The following is a 21,741-nucleotide window of genomic DNA, read 5'->3' on the forward strand; positions in this document are numbered from 1 at the left end:
TGCTTGCTGTTGCGGTGAGGAACTCACGCGGACCTCCAAAGTTGAAGGAAAAATCTCTCTTAGTTGACGAATGTCAAATATAGATTCTATCGTTGACAATCGTCAAGTTACCGGCGTTCCTCGCTTTCGTTTGCTGGAAGCGGGCGGAGTAATCTTGGGCAAAGACTACGGAAGGAACATGATGGACGAACGCGACCTTGGGCTCATTCTCCTCGCCGCGCAGGGATGGTCGGAACTGTTCAGCCGGGCGATGGCGAGCGGAAAGCCGGCGGGGGTGACGGCGAAGACCCAGATCGACGTGCTCGTTTCCCTTTCGCTCAACGGGCCGCAGAACATGGGAGCGCTCAGCGAGCGGCTCGAGCGGGCGCCGGAGCAGATTTCCCGGGCGGTCAAGACGCTGCGCGAGTGCGGGCTCGTCGCCTGCGAGCGCAACCCGGAGAACCACCGGATCATCGTCGCAAGCCTGACCGAGCTCGGCGCGGCGGAACTCAAGACGTACCTGGATTCGATGCACGGATTCGTCAGTTCTTATTTGGCGCAGCTGAGCCGGCCGCAGCGGCGCTGGCTGCTCGCCGCCGCCAAGGAAACGCTCGCCGTCATGGGAGAGCACCCGATTCCGGCCGCTTCGTGAGCACTTACGACTTCACGATTGCTTAGATTACTTACGAAAAAGGGACGCCCCGCTCGAAACGGAACGTCCCCTCTTTTGCTGCTTCTCAGGCTGCGCTACGCAGCGCTGGGAGGCGTTGCGAAATCTCAGGCAGCCTTCTTGGCGGTCGCCTTGTAGTCGCGGCGCTCCGGAATGCGGGCTGCCTTGCCGCGCAGGTTGCGCAGGTAGTACAGCTTCGCGCGGCGCACGCGGCCGTGACGCACGACCTCGATCGAGTCGATGGCCGGGGAGTGCAGCGGGAAGCGGCGCTCAACACCGGTGCCGAAGCTGATCTTGCGCACGACGAAGGTCTCGCGCACGCCGGCGCCCTGGCGGGCGATGACGACGCCGGTGAACGTCTGGATACGGGAGTTGTTGCCTTCCTTGATCTTCACGTTCACGTTGACGGTGTCGCCCGGGCGGAAAGCCGGGATCTCGTCGGCGTTCTTGAGGTGCTTGGCGTCGAAAGCCTCGATTGCGTTCACCATGATTGGTTCCTCGCTCGCTGCCGCATATCAGCGCTTCGGTTGGGGCGGCTCGCAGCCGCCGGTTCGTTGGTTTCCGCGGTCTGCCGCGGAAAACGCCGGCCAATCCGCCGGAAGTCGCGTCCGGCTGGACTTGAAGGGAATGCAGGCCTATGCGGCGGCCCGATCCCCGGCACAACAGTCCTCCATTATATGAGGAAGCCGGGAAATTCCAGATTGCGCAGCGGACTGCACGAGCATAGGGGTGAGAAACCCCTCCCCTTCTTGCAGTTTTTTCGCTACATTGAAGACGTTAAAGAGAAGATTTTAACAGCATAATGCTGGAAATGACGCAAATAAAACAGTCCGAAGAGAGAGGAAAAGCATGTATTGCGACCATTGCGGCAAGCCCATTGCCGACAAACAGCCTTTCTGCACAAATTGCGGTACGCCGGTTGCGAGCCTCGGCAATGCGCCCGCACCCAGCAACGCACCGGTGTCGGAGCAAGCAGCACCAGACGTTGCAGCCGATGCCGCCACTGCCGTATCGGCGCAGCGGCGACGGTGGCCGATTATCGCCATCGCCGCGGCAGCCATCCTTGCACTCATCGCAGGCACTGTATTCGTCACCTATCGGGCAGAAATCTGGGGCGGAAAAACGTTGCCGACTGTTGAGCAAATCGCCGAAGGCAACGAGCCGGTAACCGCTAAAAAGGTCAAGGCAAAGCTGGAAATACTTGGATTTACCAGCGTTTCCGTCGTCTCTGAATTCTCCAGCGAAGATTCCGGTACCTTCCTGCGATATGAAGGCACCGAAGCCGGCAGCCGCACCAGCACCTCCACGCCGATAACGGTGGTGGAATCACTCGGCCCGGGCGTTCCGAAAGGCACTATCGGATTGTCGCAAGAGGATGCCGTCGCAGAGCTACAGTCCATGGGCGTCGACATACGCACGGCGCCCGTTGCCGTCTCGTCGACGTCGGCGACGCAGCAGGGCACGGTCGCGGCTTCCTTCCCGACAGAAGGAAACGCGATGGCGGCCGATGCCGACGCCATCGTACTGGGCATCGCCACGGAAGGCGCAGGCGTTGGCATCGATCTGATTGGACAGGACAAGGACGACGTAAAGAGCGCTCTGGAATCGCAGGGCTTTGCCGTCACGCTTGTGCCGAAATTCACCTCGGAAGACTATGTCGGGAAGATGGTGACTTCCCACCCTGAGCCCGGCGTCTTCTCCTCCTCTTCTGACGTGACGGTGTATTACGGCGTGGACGCGTCCAGCGCAAAAGAGACCCTGACGCAAGCCGAGTCGGACGAGACGGGGCCGACGCAGCTGGTCGCGGATGTCCGGGAAGCGACCTTCGGGCGGTATTGCACGGCGGACGGCCAGCACTGCCTGACCATCAACCGCGACAGCAAGCAGGATGCGGATGACGACACGTCCATCACCGGGCTCAGCGCCGGCACCTATATATCCAATGGATGCCCTGCCGCACCGTACGGAACCTACGATGCTACGGACGAGCAGATCTGCATTTCCTCTTTTGCACGCGAGCAGAAGAACCGTTTGATCGATACCGATACCGGCGCGTTCGACCTTACCGATACGACGGATGCGCTTCGCTACCAGTGCGGTACCGATGAAGTCACCTTTTCGCAGGGCGCACCCATCGGAAAAATCTGCAAAAACGGCACGAAGGATTCCGATGCCGTCTTCTTCATGACCGATTACCGTATCTACTTCCCCGCGCACACCGACGTCAACGCGCTGATCGAACTCGGGATTTTCGACGACGACGCCGTAGCCGAAGCCGCCCAGCAGGAGGCAGCGGACACCAGCCGGCCGTTCATTCTTTCCCGCGATGCGTCTCTGTACGATTCAACGGAAACGGCTTTCGACGCCAAGTCGACCAATCCCTACACGGCGCCGATGCTGAACGACGACGGTACTGCTCGCCGCAGCGATTTCCCGGCGTTCAAGCCGGCTGTTTCCAACGAAACGGTTTATTACCTTGACGAAACGTCACTTGCCACTGCATGGACAACGCAGGATGCCGACAGTAGTTCGAAGGACGGCGAAGACGCCGCTTCCAAGAAGGACGCAGATGCTTCTACGGGGTCCAAGGAGAAGGAAGAAAAGGAAGGGACGGAAGAGAAGGCGAAGGACGGGGCAACGATTCTCGCGGAGATTAAGCAGGGCGACTTTTCCGACGTTGCCGGCAAATACTGCCGGTCGGATTCGGATTGCATCACGCTTGACGCTGCCGGAAACCTCGATTGGGGAGCCGGGGCTAACCCCATGACGTATAACGACGAGGACCTTCCCAATTACTATAATCTCGTGCAGTCCAATGTCGAGGAAGGCTGCAATCCGAGCTCCGAGGATGCCCGGGAGATGTATGAGGAGTATGGAATGTGCGCGGTGGAAGACCGGATCAGCCCGCGCTATTACTACCTCTATCCCGGGAACGCAAGCGACATTCTCCAGGACTATGCCGAGATGAATCTTCAGGGGACTCCGGAAGACAAGCCATTCCTGATTCAGGCTATTTTCCCCGCGATGTCATTGAGCCTGGAGGGCATCTATTACCTGCAGGAATAAAGAGGGCCCTCGCAGCGCAAGCAAAGAGGACAGGGCGCCGACGCCGGCGAAAATGTAAACCGCCGGAATGGCTATTTCCCGCCATTCTGGCGGTTTACAAATTATTCGTAGGGTTCAGGAGCTAGATCAAGAGGTCTGAAGCATCCCCTCGTCGACGCAGCCTACCGGAATACCTGCTCGTTGAATGCAACATGCTATCATATTGACAGCAGAACAATTGGATATTGCAACACATGAAGAAGGCATATCATGACGGTGACTATTAGCGTCCGCGTGGACGATGAGACCAAGAAGGACATGGAGGAAATCTGCGAAGCTCTCGGGCTGAGCATGAATACCGCGTTCGCCCTCTACGCAAAGACCGTAGTCCGCGAACGCCGCATCCCCCTCGACCTTGCCCTGGACCCGTTCTACAGCGAAGCCAACACGCGCCACCTCGAACAGGCGGCTGCCCGCGTCGCGCAGGGCCTCGGCACCGCGCACGAGCTCATAGAGGTCTAAGCGCCATGCAGACAACCCGAGACGGGCACGCATAGTTTCTCTACCTGCGCTGACAGCACGGTAGACAAGTGCTCAGAAAGATCAACGCGACCGTCAGAAGCACATAAGGCCTCTACTCCTCTGAAGGGAGGAGCAGGAGGGCGTCTAAAGCGGGGATATCCGGGTTGACGGCTCCCAGCGGGGCGTTGATGGTTTCTAGGACGTCGGAGGCCATGAACTGCATGGTGCGACCGACTTTGCGCGAGCGCAGAATGCCGGCATTGTCCAGGTTGCGCAATGCGTTGACCATCGACGTACGGCTTTTGCCGAGCCGGCGTTCCAGCATGGCCGCGTCCATCAGGGGATGGCCGAGCGCATACATGGCGACATGCATGGTCGTCGCGCCGAAGCCGCGGGATTCGACGATGGAGCGGTAGCTGTCGCGGATAAGGCACAGGCGCTTGACGCGGGCCAGCGAATCCTCGGCGGCGTCCTGAACCGTCTGGCAGAAGAACAGGATCCACTCTTCCCATTCGCCGTGCGTGCTGACGGCGAGAAGCCGATCCTGATATTCGCGGCGCCGGGATTCAAACCAAGGCGACACCGACAGCAGCGGCTGGGACAGGATGCCGCGTTCCATCATCTGCAGCATGATGAGCAAACGCCCGATGCGCCCATTGCCATCGGTAAAGGGGTGCAGCGTCTCGAACTGGTAGTGGAAGAGCGCCATGTCCAGCAACGCCAAGCCGGCATCCGAGCGGGACGACCACCAATCCAGCAGACTGCGCACGGCAAGGTCCAGTGATTGGCCTGGAGGCATCGGGACGAACCGGGCGTCTTCAATGCGGCACGTCGGGCTGCCGATGAATACCTGGCTCGTGCGGATGTCGCCAGCCTGCGCGGAATCGCTGGCAGTATCGTGCACCAGCGTGCGCTGCAGGTCGCGGATGAGCGGCAGCTGCACATGGTAGCCATCCCGCAGCGCCTGCACGGCGTATTCGGAAGCATCAATATAGTTGAACACCTCGCGCATGCTGTCATTCATCGCGGTCTTGTCCTCGCCCGCCTCATAATCCTGCGCAAGCACCGTTTCCAGCGGCTCGAAGGTGCCTTCCAGCGCACTGGTCGATTGCGCTTCACGGCGCATAGTCGGACGGCGCAGCATATCAGGGTTGGGAACGCTGTCACCCAGGGCGCTGAGCCTGGCGATGCTCATGCTGGCACGCGTAGCGGCCGACACGATGCGCGACGTCAGAACAGGAGGTTCATCCTGTAACGGATCAGGCATGAAGGCCGTCGCTTCGTACTCCTGGATGCCGTACGCGGTGGCGTAATGGCCGCGAACCGGAACCAACGTACCCGGCATATCAGCGGAAAATATCGTCATATAACTAACATATCGCGAATCTTAGATTCAAGTGACTAACATTTGGCGAATGTTAGTCACTTCAGGTGCTGAAGTGACCGGTAACCGGACGTTCCAAGGTTTGAAGTGACCAACACGCCCGTAAAGTTAGTCACTTAACGTATCGAAGTAACCGGCCTTCCCGGAACGCCGTTTATTAAAAAGCAAGAGAAGGGCGCTTCCCAAGGAGAGCGTCCAACAATTTTCCGGCGGAGCGAAATGTCAACCGCGAAAATGGCGCGGGATGGCGTGTCGGCGTCCTAGATTCGGGGCAGCTCGGAAATTGTTGGACGCTGTCTGACTACAGCGTCCAACAATTTTCCGGGAACCCGAAAAGAAAACCGCCAGAATGGCGGAAAATAGCCATTCTGGCGGTTTACGTTTTCTCCTGCGCGGGTTTTGTCAACCTTTAGGGGCGACACAAACCGCCGGCGGAGGCGAATCTGGGGTTGTCAGGCACCGCGACGGGAGGGACCCGCGTGGCACGACGGGCGGAACCCGCGCGCCGCGATGGGAGAACCCGCGCGGCGCCATCCTCAGAATCAGAACTCGCGGACCTTGCGGTAGAAGTTGATCAGGGAGCGGGTCGACGCATCCTGGGCGGCGAGGGCTTCGTCGTCCTTCGAGATGGCCGGCGTAATCTGCTTGGCAAGCTGCTTGCCGAGCTCGACGCCCCACTGGTCGTAGGAATCCAGGCCCCACACGGTGCCCTCGACGAACGTGATCATTTCGTACAGCGCGATGAGCTCGCCGAGCGCGAACGGATCGAGGCGCACGCCGAAGATCGAGGTGGTCGGGCGGTTGCCGGTGAAGACGCGGGCCGGGACGATGTCCTCAGGCGTGCCTTCGGCGCGCACCTCGTCGGCGGTCTTGCCGAACGCGAGGGCCTTCGTCTGCGCGAAGTAGTTGCCCAGCAGCAGCTCGTGCACGTCCTGGTCGCCGTCCTTGAGCGGGTTCGGCGTGTTGGCGAACGCGATGAAGTCGGCCGGGATCAGCTGCGTGCCCTGGTGGATCAGCTGGTAGAAGGCGTGCTGGCCGTTGGTGCCCGGCTCGCCCCAGAAGATCTCGCCGGTCTCGGTGGTGACCGGGGTGCCGTCCCAGCGCACGGACTTGCCGTTGGATTCCATCGTCAGCTGCTGCAGGTAGGCCGGGAAGCGGTGCAGGTACTGGTCGTACGGCAGCACGGCGTGCGAGGCGACCTTGTAGAAGTTGCGGTACCAGACGTTCAGGATGCCCATGAGCACGACGACGTTCTCTTCGAACGGCGTGTTGATGAAGTACTCGTCGATGGCGTGGAAGCCGGAGAGGAACTCCTCGAAGCGGGCCGGGCCGAACACGACGGCGAGCGAGGTGCCGACAGCGGAGTCGACCGAGTAGCGGCCGCCAACCCAGTTCCAGAAGCCGAACGCGTTCTTCGGGTCGATGCCGAACTCCTCAACCTTCTCCAGGTTGGTGGAGACGGCGACGAAGTGCTTGGCGACGGCTTCGGCGTTCTTGACCTCGGTGCCGTCGATGGCGCCCTTGGCCTTGAGCTCCTCGAGCAGCCAGGCGCGGGCTTCGCGGGCGTTGGTCAGCGTTTCCAGCGTGGTGAACGTCTTGGAGACGACGATGAACAGCGTGGTCTCCGGATCGAGGCCCTTCGTCTTCTCGGCGAGGTCGTTCGGGTCGATGTTGGAGATGAAGCGGGCTTCGATGCCGGCGTCAGCGTACGGCTTGAGCGCTTCGTACGCCATGACGGGACCCAGATCGGAGCCGCCGATGCCGATGTTGACGACCGTCTTGATTTCCTTGCCGGTCACGCCCTTCCATTCGCCGGAGCGGACCTTGTCGGCGAACGCGTAGATGCGCTCGAGCGTCTCGCGCACGTCCTTGACGGTGTCCTGGCCGTCGACGATGTACTTGCCTTCGTCCTCGGCCGGGCGGCGCAGCGCGGTGTGCAGCACGGCGCGGTCTTCAGTGTTGTTGATGTGCACGCCGGTGTACATGTCCTTGGTGCGCTCGGCGAGCTTGACGTCCTTGGCCAGGTCGGCGAACAGCTTCAGCGTCTCCGGCTTGATGAGGTTCTTCGAGAGGTCGAAGTGCAGCGTGCCCGCGTCGAACGAGAGCTTCTCGACACGGTCTTCGTCTTCGGCAAACCACTTCTTGAGATCGACGCCCTCGGCCTGCATGTCGTCGTAGTGCTTCTGCAGGGCTTCCCACGCGGGGGTCTTGGTGGCGTCAACTGGCGGATTGATGGCCATATTGGTAGGTTCCTTTCATCATCATCAGAAAGCTCCGTGCCGCGGAACGCACGTTGTCGGCGCTGGGTTTCCGCAACCGTTTGCATTCACCTGAACAATTTACTCACGAAAGGCGACACGAACGCACGCGTTACAGCACGTCGTCGTAGCCGTTTTCGGCGAGATGCTTGACCATCGACTTGACTTCCTGGCTGCGGGCGCGCGGCGCGATCAGCAGCGCGTCCGGAGTGTCGACGACGACCATGTCGTTGACGCCGAGCAGCGCGACGGTGCGGCCGGAATCGGGCACGACGACGTCGCCGGCGGAATCCAGGTACGCAACGGCGTCGGGATCGCCGAGAATCTTGATGTTGCGTTCGTTGACGCTCGGCAGCAGCGCCGCGACGGAATTGAAGTCGCCGATGTCGTCCCAGCCGAAATCTCCCGGAATGACGGCGACGCCGCCGGCGACCGAAAGCGGCTCGGCGACGGCGTAATCGAACGCGATCTTCTCGATTCCCGGCCACCAGCGCGCCATCGCGGCGTCGCGGTGCTCGGTGAACGCGGCGCGGTCGACCGTTTCGCGCGGGTTCTCGCCGCGCCCGCGCGCCGCTTCGACGGCGGCTTCGTACGCGGCGTCGTCGGCGACGATTTCGTCGGCGATCTTGCCGATCGCTTCAGCCAGCGCCGGCTTGTACTCCTCCAGATGCCGCAGCAGCACGTCCGCGCGCATGACGAACATGCCCGCGTTCCAGCGGTACTCGCCGGTCGACAGGTACGCCTGCGCGGTGGCGGCGTTCGGCTTCTCGACGAACCGTTCGACGACGTGCGCGTCGGGGGCGCCGGGAACCTCCTCGGCGAGCGAGTCGCCTTCGTGGATGTAGCCGAACGCCGTCGACGGGCGCGACGCGGCGATGCCGATCGTCGCGACGTAGCCGGCGCGGGCGGTTTCGACGGCCTGCCGCACCGCTTCGATGAAGGCGAGCTTGCCGCGGATGACGTGATCGGCGGCGAACGAGCCGACGACGATCTTGTCGCCGTGGCGGCGCGCGAGGACAGCGGTGGCCAGCGCGATGGCGGCGGTCGAGTCGCGCGGCATCGGCTCGGCAAAGATATGGTCTTCCGTCAGTTCGGGAAGCTGCTCGCGCACGGCGGCGACGTGCTGCTCGCCAGTCGAGACGTTGACGTGGTCGAGGCCCGCGATGGCGGCGAGGCGGTCGTACGTCGTCTGGATCAGCGTGCGCCCCTGGCCGAGCAGGTCGTAGAGGAACTTCGGGCGCGCCTGGCGGCTCAGCGGCCACAGCCGCGTGCCCGTGCCGCCGGCCGGAATGATGGCGTAGAAATCGTCGAATCCGTTCGAAACACTCATGCGAACCATCGTACCGGGAATCGGGCGGTTTGCCGACCCCACTGCACTATGGAACGTCCAATTTTCCGGTTCCTGCGCGGCTGGCTGGGCGGTTGGTTGCGCGGCGTTGCCGGCTCGGCAGCCCGTGGCCGGAAATGAAGAAAGGTTCCGATCTCCCTACCGAGTCAGAACCTTTGATTCCATTGTACGGTAGACTCGCCCGAAACGTGCGGAAGTTAACCCCCTTTTCCTAATTTCTTCTCTCCCAGCGCAACTTAGGGCGCAATATGCGGCCAATAGCGCCGGATTTGCGCGTAATTTCTAGCAAAAATGCCCCCTTTGGTTCGCCGCAGAGAATCTAAGATTTTGTTAGGAAAGGTTACTTTTAAAGCGCTCCCAAGGCAGAGAAGGAAGATTCCCGACGCCCAACGTCCCAGCCCCCTCTCCCAGCCACGCTCCGGAAGCACCGTATCCGCTTCTTCAAGTCGCCGGATTTCACGCCTCCCGGACGCCGCACACAACGGCTGCCGAGGAAGGGCAAGGAACACCAGAAGGCGCGACACGCCTTGTTTTCCAACAGGGTTGCGTTCCCCTCGAGATTGCTGTAAGCTCTGTTAATTGTGCACGGAAGGCCGCTGCGGCGGCTGGAACGCATGCCATCTTAGCTCAGTCGGTAGAGCGGCTCACTCGTAATGAGCAGGTCGACAGTTCGATTCTGTCAGGTGGCTCCACCAAACCGGAACGTGAAAGCGTTCCGGTTTTTGTTTTCCGCGGACGCCCGGCAGTCCCGCCGGAACGAACCGGCCGTTCCAAACGGAACCGGCCGGAATCATTGCCGACGACGCCTAGGGCACCTGCCAGCCGGTCACCGGCACTGGGCAATTTGCAGGGCCGGGTGGCCGCCACCCCTTCCGACGATCCGCACGATCGGGTAAGGTGGGAGCCGCTTCGCGCGAGTGGCGTAATTGGTAGCCGCGCAGGATTTAGGTTCCTGTGACTTCGGTCGTGTGGGTTCGAGTCCCATCTCGCGCACGTTCTAGCGGCGCAGGGCGCGCTTGGCGACGGAGCGGATCGCGCACTGCAAACGATTGACATGCAGCGTGAACTCGCCCGGCAGCTCCTCGACGAAGCCGTTGAATCCCTGCTTGAATTCCAGCACCCCGCGCCCCGGGTCGGACGGATCGTCGAACACGCCGGAAATGCCGTAGAAATTGTAGCGGTCGACGCCGCGTTCGATGGCGCGCGACATCATCTCGTGCTGCAGCGCGGTCGGCGCGTAGAACTTCGCGTAGCGTTCGTCGGAACCGGACGAGAAGTACACGAGCTCGCGCGGATGCCAGATGAACGCGCCGACGGCGACGGGTACGACGGAGCCGTCGCGCTCGATCCGTTCGCGGGCGTCGGCGATGCGGCGGTGGGCGGACTCGACGTTCTGCTGAGCCGTCTTGAGCTTGCGGCGCACGTCGTCGGGGTATTTCGAAGTCTCGAGCGACTTTTCCAGCCGCGCGACGTCGCGCTCGAAGCCGGCGAGCTTCTTCTCCCAGCCCGCGAGATACTTCTCGAGATGAACTTCGGCGACCATGAACTCGACGTCGTCGCCGAACGCGTCGTACAGATGCTGGAAATAGCCCAGCTCGCGGCCGCGGAAGTGCTGCTTTTCGGAACTCATCTCGCAGATGCGGTGGAACACGTCGAGTTCGCCGCGCTCCATCCGGCGCACCTCGACGGCGCTGTTGCGGGCGATCTTGACGTTGCGGCGGGTGTTCTTTGAATACGTTTTCAGCAGCTCGTCGGCGTTCTTCAGTCCGGCGAGTTCCTTGACGTACACCCAGCGGTTCTCCACCGACGCGTAGCCGTGCGTGAAGCCCTGGTGATGCCAGCCAGCCTGCTGGTAGCGGTCCATCAGCTCGCGGTCGGGGGCGCCGTCCGGCTCGCCTTCGGACGTGCGCTTCTGGTAGACGTCGTCCGGCCAGCACGTCACGCTCGCCGCGTGGTGGCGCCGCGCCGATTCCCGCAGCGCCTTCGTCATCGCCGTCACCGCAGCCGCGTCGTGCGGATCGACCAGCGGGCCGAGCCACACCGACGCGTCGGTGCCGAAGCGCGACGGCGTGAAGCCGACGAGCGCCGCGGCGACCGGCCGGTCGCTTTCGTCGACGACGCCGACGAATTCGGTTTCGCTGACCGTCGCGTCGTCCTCCACCAGATTGCGGAACTCCACCGTCTGCTGGAAGCCGCCTTCCGGACTGTGCCGCGAAAACTCCTCGAATTCCTCAGGTGCCAGCGTCCGGGTACGCAAAGTCTGCATTGCTTCGTTCCTTACTTTATGAGTGGAGATGGTGGAGGAGGGTTTTGAGGCGGTAGGTGAGGGGGCGCACGACCGCGGTGAATTCGCCGGGGAGCTCCTCCACTTCCCCGTCGAACCCCTGCTTGAATTCGAGCACGCCGTGTCCCTCGCTGTCCGGATCGCCGAACACGCCGTCGATGCCGTAGAAGTTGTAGCGCGCCACGCCACGCTCGACACAGTAGCGCAGCATCGCCTCGTATTGGATCAGCGCCGACGGGTAAAACGTTTTGTAGCGCTCGTCGGAACCGGAAAACAGGTAGATCGTTTCGTTCGGATGCTCGACGAACAGCGAGACCGCCGCCGGCAGCACGTCGCCATCGGCGGCGAATTCCTGCGCCTCCGCAAGCCGCTTGCGCGCGGCCGCCAGATTGCGGCTCTCCTCCCCCAGCTGCCGTTCGGTCTTCGTCGTCGGCCGCTCGGCGTGCTTCGCTTGAAGCGCCGCCACCTTGCGCTCGAGGCCGGCGACGCGCTCGCGCATCTGCTGTGCGTATTCGGCGATATGGATCTCGGCGACAAGGAAGTGCGCCGCGTCGCCGAACGCCTCCTTGAAGCGTTCGAAATACTCGCGCCCGCGGAAGCCGAAGCCGCGCCGGTCCGCCGTCGCCTTCTCGATGTCGGCGAAGACGCCGAGTTCGCCGGCGCCCAGCTCGCGTACGTGCACGCCCATCGCCGCGGCCCGCTTGACGCTCCACTGCGTGCGCTTTGAATACGATTTCAGCAGCGCCTTGCCATCCGAGATTCCCGACAGATCCTTGACGTACCGCCAGCGCGGCACCGCCGTGTACCCGACCGTGAACCCTTCGTGCTTGAAGCCGAGCGCCTCGAGTTCGGCGACCGTTTCGTCGTCGGGAAGCTCGCCGGCAATCGGCTCGCCCTGCGACGAACGGCGCCGGTACGGCGTTTCCGGCGTAATCGACAGCTGCGCGGCGCCCTTCGCCTTCGCGTGCGCCTTGAGCTGCGCAAGGAAGAACGAGCGCAGCTCGGCATCGTGGTAATCGAAGAGCGGCCCGTCATGCACCTCGGCGAACGTCGACAGGCGCGTATGGTGCGTTTCGAACAACGCTTCCGCAACGGTGCAACCGTTTTCAGCGACGCCGAGCAGCTCGGTTTCGGTGCCTTCCGCCGTGCGCAGCGACGCCATCGCGGCTGTCTGCTGGAAATTGCCGTGCGGCTCGCGTGCGGAGAATTCGTCGAACTGCGCGGGGGTGAGGGTTACGAGTTGAAAGGAACGCATCTGCTGCCTTCAGGTAGATTCAGTCTCATCAAACTCGCGCCATTGTAGCACCGCACCCCGCGCTCTAAGTGGACACGCAACGCCCGCCATATGGACCCGGCCCACCGCTCCATTTCATTGGGGGTACCGTCCGGTTGGCTCTAACCGCTACTTCCCCTGCGGAAGACATAGACATGCCGATTTTCGCGGGTGGCCCTACAGTGATTGCGGCACAGACACGCCGCCGCTAGCCGCGCACGACGCGTTCGATGGCGGGCACGAGGGCGCGCAGCGCCTGGCCGCGGTGCGAAATCGCGTTCTTTTCCGCAGCGGAGAGTTCGGCCGACGTCGGCGCGTCGTCCACGCTGCGGCCGTCGCGCGTCGCGTCGGGGACGAACAGCGGATCGTAGCCGAAGCCGTTGGCACCGCGCGGCTCGCGGATAATGACGCCCGGCATTTCGCCGATTTCCACCGTTTCCACAAACGCCTGCGCACCCTCAGTTCCAGCGGCCTCATCAGCCCCGTTGGCCTCATTGGCCCCGTTGTCCCCATTGGTTCCTGCAATCCCAGCGGCCCCATCAGCGTTACCGGCCCCATCGGCACCGGCGACCGGCGCGACGAATGCGGCGGCGCAGCGGAAGCGGGCGGTGCGCTGGGCGTCGGGGATGTCGGCGATCTGAGCGAGCAGCAGCGCGTTGTTCGCCGCGTCATCGCCGTGCGTGCCGCTCCAGCGCGCCGACAGGATGCCGGGCGCGTTGCCCATGACGTCGACGATGAGCCCGGAATCGTCGGCAATCGCCGGCAGACCGGTCAGCCCGGCAACGAACCGCGCCTTGAGCAGCGCGTTTTCGGCGAACGTCACGCCGGTTTCCTTCGGATCGGGCAGGTTCAGGCTGCCAGCCGACACGAGTTCGACGCCGGCCGCGGCAGCCCCAAGGCTTTCGTCGAGAATGCGGCGGATTTCGGCAAGCTTGCCTTCGTTATGCGTTGCTACGACAATCTTCATGGCTCCATCTTCCCTGTTCTGTGCGACCGGATGGTTGACAACTGTTTCAGCGGATAGTTGACATTGTGCAGGCCGTTGCCGCGGCTGCGAAGGGCATGGCCAACAGCAACCACAACCAAGGCAATGACCCATCCCAAGACTACCCATGCGGCCGATCCGCCCGCGCTGGGCCCGCAAGTGCGGCGCGCTGGGCCTTCTCCATGCGGTTTTCACAACAGGATTTCGAAAAGTCTGCGCTCCTCCCCTGTTCCAGTGGCCGCGCGACACTCCCGGACGGCTCCCGGCGCGCATTGGACGGCCAATTTCCACCCGCGTTCCCCCGATTGCGCCGTTAGCGGAAAACCGTTGGAATTGCAGCGTTTCTCGAGATTTTACCCAACGGTAACGCCGTGAGATGGTGCCCGAAATATGGACTCACGCGGCGTTTCACTGGAACTTTTGGCGGGAATGGTTGAAAATAGATATATGAGGTTCGAGAAGGGGACTCACGAACCACCGGAAAGCATCAGCGCGTTGGGGCGCTAGCTGGGACTGCATTCCCGGCGTTGCGTATTCGGTTTGGTTCCCATTCCTTTTCTCCTTCCTTGGCAGATGTGCTTCTCGAGGCCGCGCTTCCCTTTTACGGCGCGGATTCGAGGGGTCGAAATCGGGCCGCCCGACGCGTACCGTTGAGAAGGAGGTATGCGGCGGGCGGCCGTTTTCCGTTTTTCACCCCAAGCCGGCCGGAAGAAAATCTCCATGGAACCGCACGACGCTGTGCGGAAAAAAATCTTGAATAGAAGAAACGCGAGGCACGGAGGGGAAGAAGGTGAGAAGGAAGGAAAACCTTCTTCCGTGGTGCGGGCGCTTCGCTGGCGGCCGCAGACGGCGGCTGCCGTAGGATGCCGGAAGCCCCTAGTCTTCGGCGAGCGCCTTGCGCTGGAGGGACTGCAGTTCCTTGTTGCCCTTTTCGGCGAGCGCGAGCAGTTCGTCGAGCTCGGTGCGGGTGAAGGGGCGGTGTTCGGCGGTGCCCTGGATCTCGATGAATTCGCCGGAGCCGGTCATCGCGACGTTCATGTCGGTCATCGCCTGGCTGTCCTCGATATACGGCAGGTCGAGCATCGGGTTGCCGTTGATGATGCCGACCGACACCGCCGAGACGCTGTCCTTGACGACCTTGTCCACCGAACGGATGTGGCGGTGGGCCTGCGCCCAGCGCAGCGCGTCGACGAGCGCGACGTAGGCGCCGGTAATCGAAGCGGTGCGCGTGCCGCCGTCGGCCTGGAGCACGTCGCAGTCGATCTGCACCTGGTTCTCGCCCAGCGCCTTCATGTCGACGACGCCGCGCAGGCAGCGGCCGATCAGGCGGCTGATTTCGTGCGTGCGGCCGCCTACCTTGCCGCGCACCGATTCGCGGTCGGTGCGTTCGGCGGTGGCGCGCGGCAGCATCGCGTATTCCGCGGTCACCCAGCCCAGGCCGCTGTCCTTGCGCCAGCGCGGCACCCCGGCGGTGAACGTCGCCGTGCACATCACCTTCGTGTTGCCGCACTCGATGAGCACCGAGCCCTCCGGCACGTCGGTGAAGCCGCGCGTAATGCGCACGGGCCGCAGCTCGTCGACCTTGCGGCCGTCGGCACGCAGCACCGTACGTGTGCCCAGCATGTCCTTGATTTCAACCATGGTATTCCCATTCCTGTCGTGAGGTGCCTGCAGGTAGGATGCAAGCATCTCGGTTTACCAATGCGTTCGTCCCGCCTCCCCCTAGGCCGGGCGAACCATTCCCCCAACATGTCGCGTTGCGGATGGTTGCTGCCGCAAGGCAATATAACAGCCGGCTCACGCCGCACGTCCCCATACCGGGTAATACGTACGTCATTCTACCGAAAAGAGCGCGGGGCCGCACCCGCTTGCCTGTACGAAAAAGATTCGTCGCCACCGCTCTCTTCGCCACCGCTTTCGTCGCTCAAGTCAGTCAGTTCATGGATGGTTGGCGCCGATGCACCGGCCACGTCGTGGGCGGTTCATGCGCCCGGGGCCGCGCTCGGCTACGCTGATACCGTACAAGATGGTGCGAAAAAACAGCGCGCCCAGCGTGCCGGGCAAGCCGGGCGCCGGGCGGCGAGACGAGGGAAAACGGAGGAGCCATGGGGAACGATTCGCCGGCCCTGATGACCGACATGTATGAGTACACGATGCTGGACGCCACGCTCAAGGACGGCACCGCGAACCGCAAGTGCGTATTCGAGGTGTTCACGCGGCACCTGCCCGAGGGGCGGCGCTACGGGGTGCTCGCCGGCACCGGCCGCATCCTCGACGCCCTCGAGGACTTCCATCTGGACGAGGACGACCTGAAGTTCCTCGCCGACAACCATGTCGTGAGCCCGGAAACGATCAAGTGGCTCGAAAACTTCCGCTTCACCGGCTCGATCCGCGGCTACCGGGAAGGCGAGGCGTTCTTCCCCAACTCCCCGGTGCTGCAGGTCGAGGGGACGTTCGGCGAATGCACGCTGCTGGAAACGCTGGTGCTCTCGATGCTCAACTACGATTCGGCCGTCGCCTCCGCCGCCTCGCGCATGACGAGCGCGGCGAAGGGGCGCCCCTGCTTCGACATGGGCGCACGCCGCACGAACGAAGCGGCCGCCGTCGCCGCCTCGCGCGCCGCCGTCATTGGCGGCTTCCAAGGCACCGCGAACCTGCTGGCCGCCAAGCGCTACGGCCTGAAGGCGATCGGCACGGCCGCCCATTGCTTCACGCTCGTGCACGACAGCGAGCGCGCCGCGTTCGAATCTCAGATCGAGGCGCTCGGCACCTCGACGACGGTGCTGGTGGACACCTACAACGTGGAGGAAGCGGTGCGCACGGCGGTCGACGTCGCCGGGCCGGCCCTGGGCGGCGTGCGCATCGACTCCGGCGACCTCGCCTCGCTCGCCCAGCGCGTGCGCAACCAGCTGGACGCGCTTGGGGCCCGCGGCACGAAGATCACCGTCACCAACGACCTGGACGAATACGCGCTGGCGTCCCTGCAGACGGCGCCGGTGGATTCGTACGGCGTCGGCACGATGCTGGTGACCGGTTCCGGCTCGCCGACCTGCGCGATGGTCTACAAGCTGTCGGAACGCGAGAATCCGGACGGTTCGATGCAGCCGGTGGCCAAGAAATCCCAGTCCAAGGCGACGGTACCGGGCCGCAAGCGCGCGTTCCGTTCGTACGAATACGAACTCGCCGAATGCGAGCACGTCGTCGCCGGAACGCAGGAGCAGCTGGACGCGTTCGAGGCGCCGGAAAACTGGCGCGACCTGCTCGTCGATTTCGTCGACCATGGCCAGGCCGACCCGCGCTGGCAGGGCCACGACGCCATCGTCGAGGCGCAGGCGCACCACGCGCGCTCGCTGGCGGCGCTGCCGATCACCGCGCAGTCGCTGATGAAGGGCGACCCGGTCATCGCCACCGAGATCACGCAGCTGTAGGCGCGGCCGGCGCAGACGGAACGGAAACGGCCGCTGCAAACGCTTGCGGCGGCTGCAAACGTTGCGCAAGGAGCGGCGCCGCGCTCGCTGTAGGCTCCACCGTGGACGCAAGCAGCCGGGGAAGTGCTATAAAGGAAGGACATACAGCGCCGTATGCGCGCCGTGCGGCCGTTGCGCCCCGCGGGCCCGGCGCTGCGAGACCGGATCGGGGATGACGATGGACAGTGAACAGTGGCGCCAAACGTATTGGCGTGCGGTGGGGGCGCTCGCGGGACTTGCGCTTGGCGACGCGCTGGGCATGCCGACGCAGAGCATGTCGGTGCATGACATCGTGGAGGAGTACGGCGGCCCGGTGGACGGGCTGCTCGACGCCACCGAAACCCAGCCGATTGCGCCGAACATGCCGGCGGGTTCCGTAACCGACGACACCGAGCAGGCGTTCCTGCTGGCGCAGCGGCTGATCGAGGACAATCCAATCGCGCCGGAAACGTGCGGCGAGATAGAAGATTTCGGCACGTTCCCGCCGGCTCCGGAAAGCGTCGGCGCCGACGGCACGCTGCTGCTGGTCCATCCGCCGGCCGGGCCGGTCACCGCGCACCGTTCGGACGCCCGTTGCACGCACGACCGCATCAACTGGGAGGACTTCGAGCCGGTCTGCCCGGCGCCGGAACCGGTGCTGCGCCGCGTGCCGATTCCGCCGGCCAGCGGCGAAGCGTCGCTCGACAGCGACCAGTACGCCGCCGACCTACTCAAGTGGGAATCCAAGATAAGGGCGCGCGGTTCGCTCGATCTGCTCGGGCCGTCCACGCGGCGCGCGCTGCACGCGCTCGAAGCCGGCGCGAGCATCCACGAAACCGGCCGTGAAGGCACGACGAACGGCGGCGCGATGCGCGCGGCGCCGATTGGCATCGCGTTCTCGCCGGAAGCGCCCGACGACCTGCTCGGCCGCATGGCGCGCGAATCGTGCCTCGTCACCCACAACACGACCAACGGCATCGAGGCGACGACGCTGATCGCCGCCGCCGTCAGCTACGGCATCGCCGGCTACCCTTCCCCGCTGCAAAGCGCCGTCGCGTACGTCATCGACCAGCCGGCGCACGGCCACTGGACGCCGAAGGCGTCGGTGCTGGCGCGCACCCAGCAGGCGCTCGCGTGGGCGAAGGACGGCGACGGGGCGGCGCTCGACGACGAATCGTTCGCCATCCACCTGCGCCGCGAGTTCGGCACCAGCGTCGAGGCGAACGAATCGGTGCCGGCGGCGTTCGCCATCGCCCAGCGGTTCTGGAACGACCCGACGAAGGCGCTGTGCTTCGCCGCCTCCATCGGCGGCGACACCGACACGATCGCCGCGATGGCCGGCGCGATGCTCGGCGCCGCGCACGGCCCGTTCGCGTTCGACGGCCCGATGCGCGAGCAGGTGCTCGCGACGCTGCGCGACGTCAACCATCTTGAGATTCCCGGCACCGCGCGCCGCCTGTGCATGCTGCGCTTCGCCACGCTCTAGCCGCCCTTCCGCTTGGGTCATACGCAAAAAGCAGGGACGCTTATGGCATCCCTGCTTTTCGTAGGTTTTCCGTAGATTCCAGACGCGCGGAACTAGCGCATCATCTCTTCGTAGATGCGCTTGCAGTCGGGGCAGACCGGGAACTGGGAGGGGTCGTGCTTGGGGACCCACACCTTGCCGCACAGCGCGACGACCGGGCGGCCGGTCAGGCGCGACTCGGCGATGCGTTCGCGGGAAACGTAGTGCGCGAAGCGGTCGGCGTCGCCATTATCGCTCCGTTCGGTGCGCTCCTTCTCCTCCGGGCGTTCCAGCACCGCCGTGCCGGTGGACGAATCCGGGTCGGCGGACGGCGACGACGGCTCGAGGCCGTCGAAAGCGCCGGAACCGGCGAAAGCGGACGGAGCGGCGTACGCAGCCGGGCCGCCGGGAATCTTGGTGTCGTTGAAATCGAAAGTATCCATCGTGTGCTCCTTGAGCCGCGTTGCCAATATGCCAGCTGCGCGGGAGCCGGGCACCCATCCCAAGTCCCGCCGCGCAGACTCCTGCTTCCTATCATAGGAAATTCCGGCCGCCAGTGAACACACCGGGCCGTACCTTTTCACAAAACGGATTCATGGCGTCCGGCGGCGCCCCGCGGACGAACGGACTAACGGGTTCGCTACGCTGGAAGCCATGACGATTGCGGTTTGCCCAGGATCGTACGATCCGCTGACCAACGGGCATCTGGATGTAATTAAACGCACCGCGGAACTGTTCGGCGAGGTGCATGTCGTAGTGGCGGTCAACAGCGCGAAGACGCCGCTGTTCACCGAGGAAGAGCGGGTGGAGATCATCGCGTCGGCGCTGCGCGGCGCCGGCGTGACGAACGCGACGGTGGCGTCGACCGACGGGCTGATCACCGACTACTGCACCGGCGTCGGCGCGCGCGTCATCGTCAAGGGGCTGCGGCAGAACGGCGACTACGAGGCGGAGCTCGGCATGGCGCTCGTCAACCGGCGGCTCGCGGGCATCGAGACGATGTTCCTGCCGGCCAATCCGGTGCTCGAGCACATTTCCAGCTCGGTCGTCAAGGACATCGCGCGCCACGGCGGCGACGTCAGCGACATGGTGCCGGCGGGAGTCGCGCCGCGGCTGGCAGCGGCGCTGCGGGAACGGTAGGGGCTCGGAACGGCAGGACCCGGGAACGGCAGGGCTTGGGAACGGCGCGGCGGCCATGCTTCCGGCAGCCTTGCCAGGGTGGCTGCGTGCGGAAGCAGGAATAGTGCCGGAAAAATGCGTGCGCACGCCGGCACGCGCCTACAATGGTGGGTAATCGACGTCGAGCGACGGCCCAGCGCCGTCGAAGGAAAACCGAAAGGCAAGGTGCCGCTGTGGGCGATTTCGAAGAGGGCGGCCGCGTTTCGCCGCGCAAGCTATGGGGACGCGACGAAGCCGACGACAGCACCGCGCAGACCGCGGCGCACGGGTCGGTGCAAGGGGCGCCGGCCGGCGCCGCGGGCGCAGCAGATTCTGGCGATAGCGGCTTCGGCAATTACGGCAATGGCAGCGGGAACGGCTATGGCGGCGGCGACCGTGGCGGCAACGCCGGCAGCCAGTCGGGCGCCGGGAACGGTTCCGGCCAGCGCGAGCGTTCGGCGGCCGCGTTCGATATGTCGTCGCTGCCGGACCTGCGCGAGAACGCCGGCGCCGACGCCGAGGAAGCGATGGCGCGCAACCGCGCCGAATTCACGACGGTCTACGACATCCTCGATTCGCTCGAAAGCCAGCTTTCCGAAGCGAAGGGGTCGATTTTTTCGCCCAACGTCGTCAAGATCGACCGCGACGAATTCCTCGAGCAGCTTTCCGAGCTCAAGTCGAAGCTGCCGGTGCAGCTCGAGCGCGCCAGCGCCTTGATGCGCGAGGCCGAGCACCGGCTGGAGAGCGCGCAGTCGCAGGCGAACGTCATCCTCTCGTCGGCCCAGAGCCGCGCCTCCGACATGGTGCAGGAGGCACAGCAGCAGGCGCAGGTGCTCGCGGGGCAGGAAAACGTCATGCAGATCGCCCGCCAGAAGGCGCGCCAGCTGCTCGACGACGCGCAGGCCAAGTCCGACCACCTCACGCAGGGCGCCGACCGCTACTGCATCACGATGATGGAGGAGCTCAACAAGCAGCTCGAGAAGTTCGGGCGCGACGTCAACAGCGGGCTGACCGTCCTCAAGGACCGGCAGCAGGCGGCGCAAGCCGACTTGCCGCACCTGTCCGCGGACGACTACCCGAAGCAGTGAGCGGCGCGGCGGACGCAATCTGGAATCTGGAATACAAAACGAACGTTCCGACGGCTGTGAAAACGCGCAGCCGCAGCGGAAATCTTTGGGAAAAACAAGCGGAAGGAAGCGGCAAACGATGGCTCGCATTGCATTCACTGACTGGACCGTTCCGGTGGCGCAGGTCGGCTCGCGGCCCGGGCAGACGAAGGAAATCGACGCGGCGTTCCCGGCGCCGGAAGGCATCGGCGACGAGGTCGTCGGCGTGAGCGCCGGCGCCGACGTCGCCGTGAAGGGGCAGTTCGATTCGATTGTCGACGGGCTGATCTTCAACGGAACGCTGACGGCGCCGGTCCACGCCGTCTGCGCGCGGTGCGACATCGACTTGAGCCGCGACATGAGCGAAACCGTCACCGCGTTCTTCCCGTTCGAAAACAACGCGGAGGAACGCGAGCGCGGCAACGGCGACGAGGAAACCGAGATCCTCGCCGGCGAGGAGGAATCCGGCGACGTCTATCCGCTGCTCGACAACGGCGCGTTCGCCGACATCGAGCCGCTCATCCGCGACACGTTCGTCACCGCGCTGCCGCTGCAGATGCTGTGCCGTCCCGACTGCAAGGGGCTATGCCCGCAGTGCGGCGCCGACTTGAACGAGATTTCCGGCGAGCATACGCACGACGTTCCCGACATCCGGTTCGCCGGCCTCGCCGCGCTCAAGGAGCAGCTCGAACAGGAAGGCAAGTAAGCGAGGGGTTGCGTTCTCGCAAGCCGCTTTGGCGAGATTTGTACGGGGGGTGCGGTAAGGTTTCGTCTGCTTA

General features: G+C 64.0%; 17 protein-coding genes and 2 tRNA genes. 10 read left to right on the plus strand and 9 right to left on the minus strand.

Features of this window, described 5'->3' with window-relative positions; all coding sequences use genetic code 11:
• Nucleotides 1–178 precede the first annotated feature (178 nt).
• Complete coding sequence (locus tag AC1AXT_RS06540) at nt 179–631, plus strand: MarR family winged helix-turn-helix transcriptional regulator (protein WP_476562612.1); 453 nt, start codon at nt 179–181, stop codon at nt 629–631.
• Nucleotides 632–756: 125 nt separating this feature from the next.
• On the opposite strand, the gene rplS is transcribed toward AC1AXT_RS06540, so the two are convergent.
• A complete protein-coding gene (rplS, locus tag AC1AXT_RS06545) occupies nt 757–1,137 on the minus strand; it encodes a 50S ribosomal protein L19 (RefSeq protein WP_476540701.1) in 381 nt (126 codons plus the stop codon).
• A gap of 361 nt (nt 1,138–1,498) precedes the next feature.
• Between rplS and AC1AXT_RS06550 the strand changes: the two genes are divergently transcribed.
• Together AC1AXT_RS06550 and AC1AXT_RS06555 are read left to right on the plus strand one after the other, a co-directional pair.
• Entirely contained in the window at nt 1,499–3,715 is a 2,217-nt protein-coding gene (locus AC1AXT_RS06550; protein WP_476540702.1) for a PASTA domain-containing protein, read from the plus strand.
• 249 nt (nt 3,716–3,964) lie between these two features.
• Nucleotides 3,965–4,216, plus strand: a complete 252-nt coding sequence (locus tag AC1AXT_RS06555; protein ID WP_476540704.1) for a type II toxin-antitoxin system RelB/DinJ family antitoxin — start codon at nt 3,965–3,967, stop codon at nt 4,214–4,216.
• A gap of 112 nt (nt 4,217–4,328) precedes the next feature.
• Here the strand turns inward: AC1AXT_RS06555 and AC1AXT_RS06560 are convergent, their stop codons facing one another.
• The 3 genes from AC1AXT_RS06560 to AC1AXT_RS06570 all read right to left on the minus strand — a co-directional run bounded on the left by AC1AXT_RS06560 (nt 4,329) and on the right by AC1AXT_RS06570 (nt 9,188).
• Nucleotides 4,329–5,582 carry a Fic family protein gene (locus AC1AXT_RS06560; RefSeq protein WP_476562713.1) on the minus strand — a complete coding sequence of 418 codons (1,254 nt, stop codon included), beginning with the start codon at nt 5,580–5,582 and terminating at the stop codon, nt 4,329–4,331.
• Between the two features lie 560 nt (nt 5,583–6,142).
• The gene (gene pgi / locus AC1AXT_RS06565; RefSeq protein WP_476540707.1) at nt 6,143–7,840 is read right to left on the minus strand and encodes a glucose-6-phosphate isomerase; all 1,698 of its coding nucleotides are present in this window, start codon (nt 7,838–7,840) and stop codon (nt 6,143–6,145) included.
• A 130-nt stretch (nt 7,841–7,970) separates the two neighbouring features.
• Nucleotides 7,971–9,188 carry a mannose-1-phosphate guanylyltransferase gene (locus AC1AXT_RS06570; RefSeq protein ID WP_476540709.1) on the minus strand — a complete coding sequence of 406 codons (1,218 nt, stop codon included), beginning with the start codon at nt 9,186–9,188 and terminating at the stop codon, nt 7,971–7,973.
• Between the two features lie 634 nt (nt 9,189–9,822).
• On the opposite strand from AC1AXT_RS06570, the gene AC1AXT_RS06575 reads away from it, so the two are divergent.
• Nucleotides 9,823–9,898: transfer RNA gene (locus tag AC1AXT_RS06575), tRNA-Thr, on the plus strand.
• Nucleotides 9,899–10,117: 219 nt separating this feature from the next.
• Nucleotides 10,118–10,199: transfer RNA gene (locus AC1AXT_RS06580), tRNA-Leu, on the plus strand.
• A 4-nt stretch (nt 10,200–10,203) separates the two neighbouring features.
• Here the strand turns inward: AC1AXT_RS06580 and AC1AXT_RS06585 are convergent.
• The 4 genes from AC1AXT_RS06585 to rph form a co-directional block, all read right to left on the minus strand.
• The gene (locus AC1AXT_RS06585; protein ID WP_476540711.1) at nt 10,204–11,472 is read right to left on the minus strand and encodes an aminoacyltransferase; all 1,269 of its coding nucleotides are present in this window, start codon (nt 11,470–11,472) and stop codon (nt 10,204–10,206) included.
• A 16-nt stretch (nt 11,473–11,488) separates the two neighbouring features.
• Complete coding sequence (locus AC1AXT_RS06590) at nt 11,489–12,745, minus strand: aminoacyltransferase (RefSeq protein WP_476540712.1); 1,257 nt, start codon at nt 12,743–12,745, stop codon at nt 11,489–11,491.
• Nucleotides 12,746–12,971: 226 nt separating this feature from the next.
• Nucleotides 12,972–13,730, minus strand: a complete 759-nt coding sequence (locus AC1AXT_RS06595; RefSeq protein WP_476540713.1) for a non-canonical purine NTP pyrophosphatase — start codon at nt 13,728–13,730, stop codon at nt 12,972–12,974.
• 894 nt (nt 13,731–14,624) lie between these two features.
• On the minus strand, nt 14,625–15,389 hold the full coding sequence (gene rph / locus AC1AXT_RS06600; RefSeq protein ID WP_476540715.1) for a ribonuclease PH: 765 nt from the start codon (nt 15,387–15,389) through the stop codon (nt 14,625–14,627).
• A gap of 464 nt (nt 15,390–15,853) precedes the next feature.
• On the opposite strand from rph, the gene AC1AXT_RS06605 reads away from it, so the two are divergent.
• Both AC1AXT_RS06605 and AC1AXT_RS06610 read left to right on the plus strand, forming a co-directional pair.
• Nucleotides 15,854–17,176, plus strand: a complete 1,323-nt coding sequence (locus AC1AXT_RS06605) for a nicotinate phosphoribosyltransferase (protein ID WP_476540716.1) — start codon at nt 15,854–15,856, stop codon at nt 17,174–17,176.
• Nucleotides 17,177–17,387: 211 nt separating this feature from the next.
• Nucleotides 17,388–18,680, plus strand: coding sequence for an ADP-ribosylglycohydrolase family protein (locus AC1AXT_RS06610; RefSeq protein WP_476562947.1), 1,293 nt, complete (start codon nt 17,388–17,390; stop codon nt 18,678–18,680).
• Nucleotides 18,681–18,772: 92 nt separating this feature from the next.
• Here AC1AXT_RS06610 and AC1AXT_RS06615 read toward each other — a convergent pair whose 3' ends face one another.
• Nucleotides 18,773–18,994, minus strand: a complete 222-nt coding sequence (locus AC1AXT_RS06615) for a DUF3039 domain-containing protein (protein ID WP_476540879.1) — start codon at nt 18,992–18,994, stop codon at nt 18,773–18,775.
• Nucleotides 18,995–19,352: 358 nt separating this feature from the next.
• Here AC1AXT_RS06615 and coaD point away from each other — a divergent pair, with 358 nt between their 5' ends.
• The 3 genes from coaD (at nt 19,353) to AC1AXT_RS06630 (ending at nt 21,668) form a co-directional block, all read left to right on the plus strand.
• Nucleotides 19,353–19,838, plus strand: a complete 486-nt coding sequence (gene coaD / locus AC1AXT_RS06620) for a pantetheine-phosphate adenylyltransferase (RefSeq protein ID WP_476540718.1) — start codon at nt 19,353–19,355, stop codon at nt 19,836–19,838.
• A gap of 212 nt (nt 19,839–20,050) precedes the next feature.
• Nucleotides 20,051–20,944, plus strand: a complete 894-nt coding sequence (locus AC1AXT_RS06625) for a cell division protein (RefSeq protein ID WP_476540720.1) — start codon at nt 20,051–20,053, stop codon at nt 20,942–20,944.
• A gap of 118 nt (nt 20,945–21,062) precedes the next feature.
• Nucleotides 21,063–21,668 (plus strand): YceD family protein, encoded by a 606-nt coding sequence (locus AC1AXT_RS06630; RefSeq protein ID WP_476540721.1) that lies wholly within the window; start codon nt 21,063–21,065, stop codon nt 21,666–21,668.
• Nucleotides 21,669–21,741: the final 73 nt, after the last annotated feature.

The sequence above is a fragment of the Bifidobacterium sp. LH_450 genome (assembly GCF_056356715.1).

Coding starts and splice junctions, on each gene's coding strand:
- AC1AXT_RS06540 (WP_476562612.1), top strand. CDS start 179: ATGATGGACGAACGCGACCTTGGGCTCATTCTCCTCGCCGCGCAGGGA.
- rplS (WP_476540701.1), bottom strand. CDS start 1,137: ATGGTGAACGCAATCGAGGCTTTCGACGCCAAGCACCTCAAGAACGCC.
- AC1AXT_RS06550 (WP_476540702.1), top strand. CDS start 1,499: ATGTATTGCGACCATTGCGGCAAGCCCATTGCCGACAAACAGCCTTTC.
- AC1AXT_RS06555 (WP_476540704.1), top strand. CDS start 3,965: ATGACGGTGACTATTAGCGTCCGCGTGGACGATGAGACCAAGAAGGAC.
- AC1AXT_RS06560 (WP_476562713.1), bottom strand. CDS start 5,582: ATGACGATATTTTCCGCTGATATGCCGGGTACGTTGGTTCCGGTTCGC.
- pgi (WP_476540707.1), bottom strand. CDS start 7,840: ATGGCCATCAATCCGCCAGTTGACGCCACCAAGACCCCCGCGTGGGAA.
- AC1AXT_RS06570 (WP_476540709.1), bottom strand. CDS start 9,188: ATGAGTGTTTCGAACGGATTCGACGATTTCTACGCCATCATTCCGGCC.
- AC1AXT_RS06585 (WP_476540711.1), bottom strand. CDS start 11,472: ATGCAGACTTTGCGTACCCGGACGCTGGCACCTGAGGAATTCGAGGAG.
- AC1AXT_RS06590 (WP_476540712.1), bottom strand. CDS start 12,745: ATGCGTTCCTTTCAACTCGTAACCCTCACCCCCGCGCAGTTCGACGAA.
- AC1AXT_RS06595 (WP_476540713.1), bottom strand. CDS start 13,730: ATGAAGATTGTCGTAGCAACGCATAACGAAGGCAAGCTTGCCGAAATC.
- rph (WP_476540715.1), bottom strand. CDS start 15,389: ATGGTTGAAATCAAGGACATGCTGGGCACACGTACGGTGCTGCGTGCC.
- AC1AXT_RS06605 (WP_476540716.1), top strand. CDS start 15,854: ATGGGGAACGATTCGCCGGCCCTGATGACCGACATGTATGAGTACACG.
- AC1AXT_RS06610 (WP_476562947.1), top strand. CDS start 17,388: ATGACGATGGACAGTGAACAGTGGCGCCAAACGTATTGGCGTGCGGTG.
- coaD (WP_476540718.1), top strand. CDS start 19,353: ATGACGATTGCGGTTTGCCCAGGATCGTACGATCCGCTGACCAACGGG.
- AC1AXT_RS06630 (WP_476540721.1), top strand. CDS start 21,063: ATGGCTCGCATTGCATTCACTGACTGGACCGTTCCGGTGGCGCAGGTC.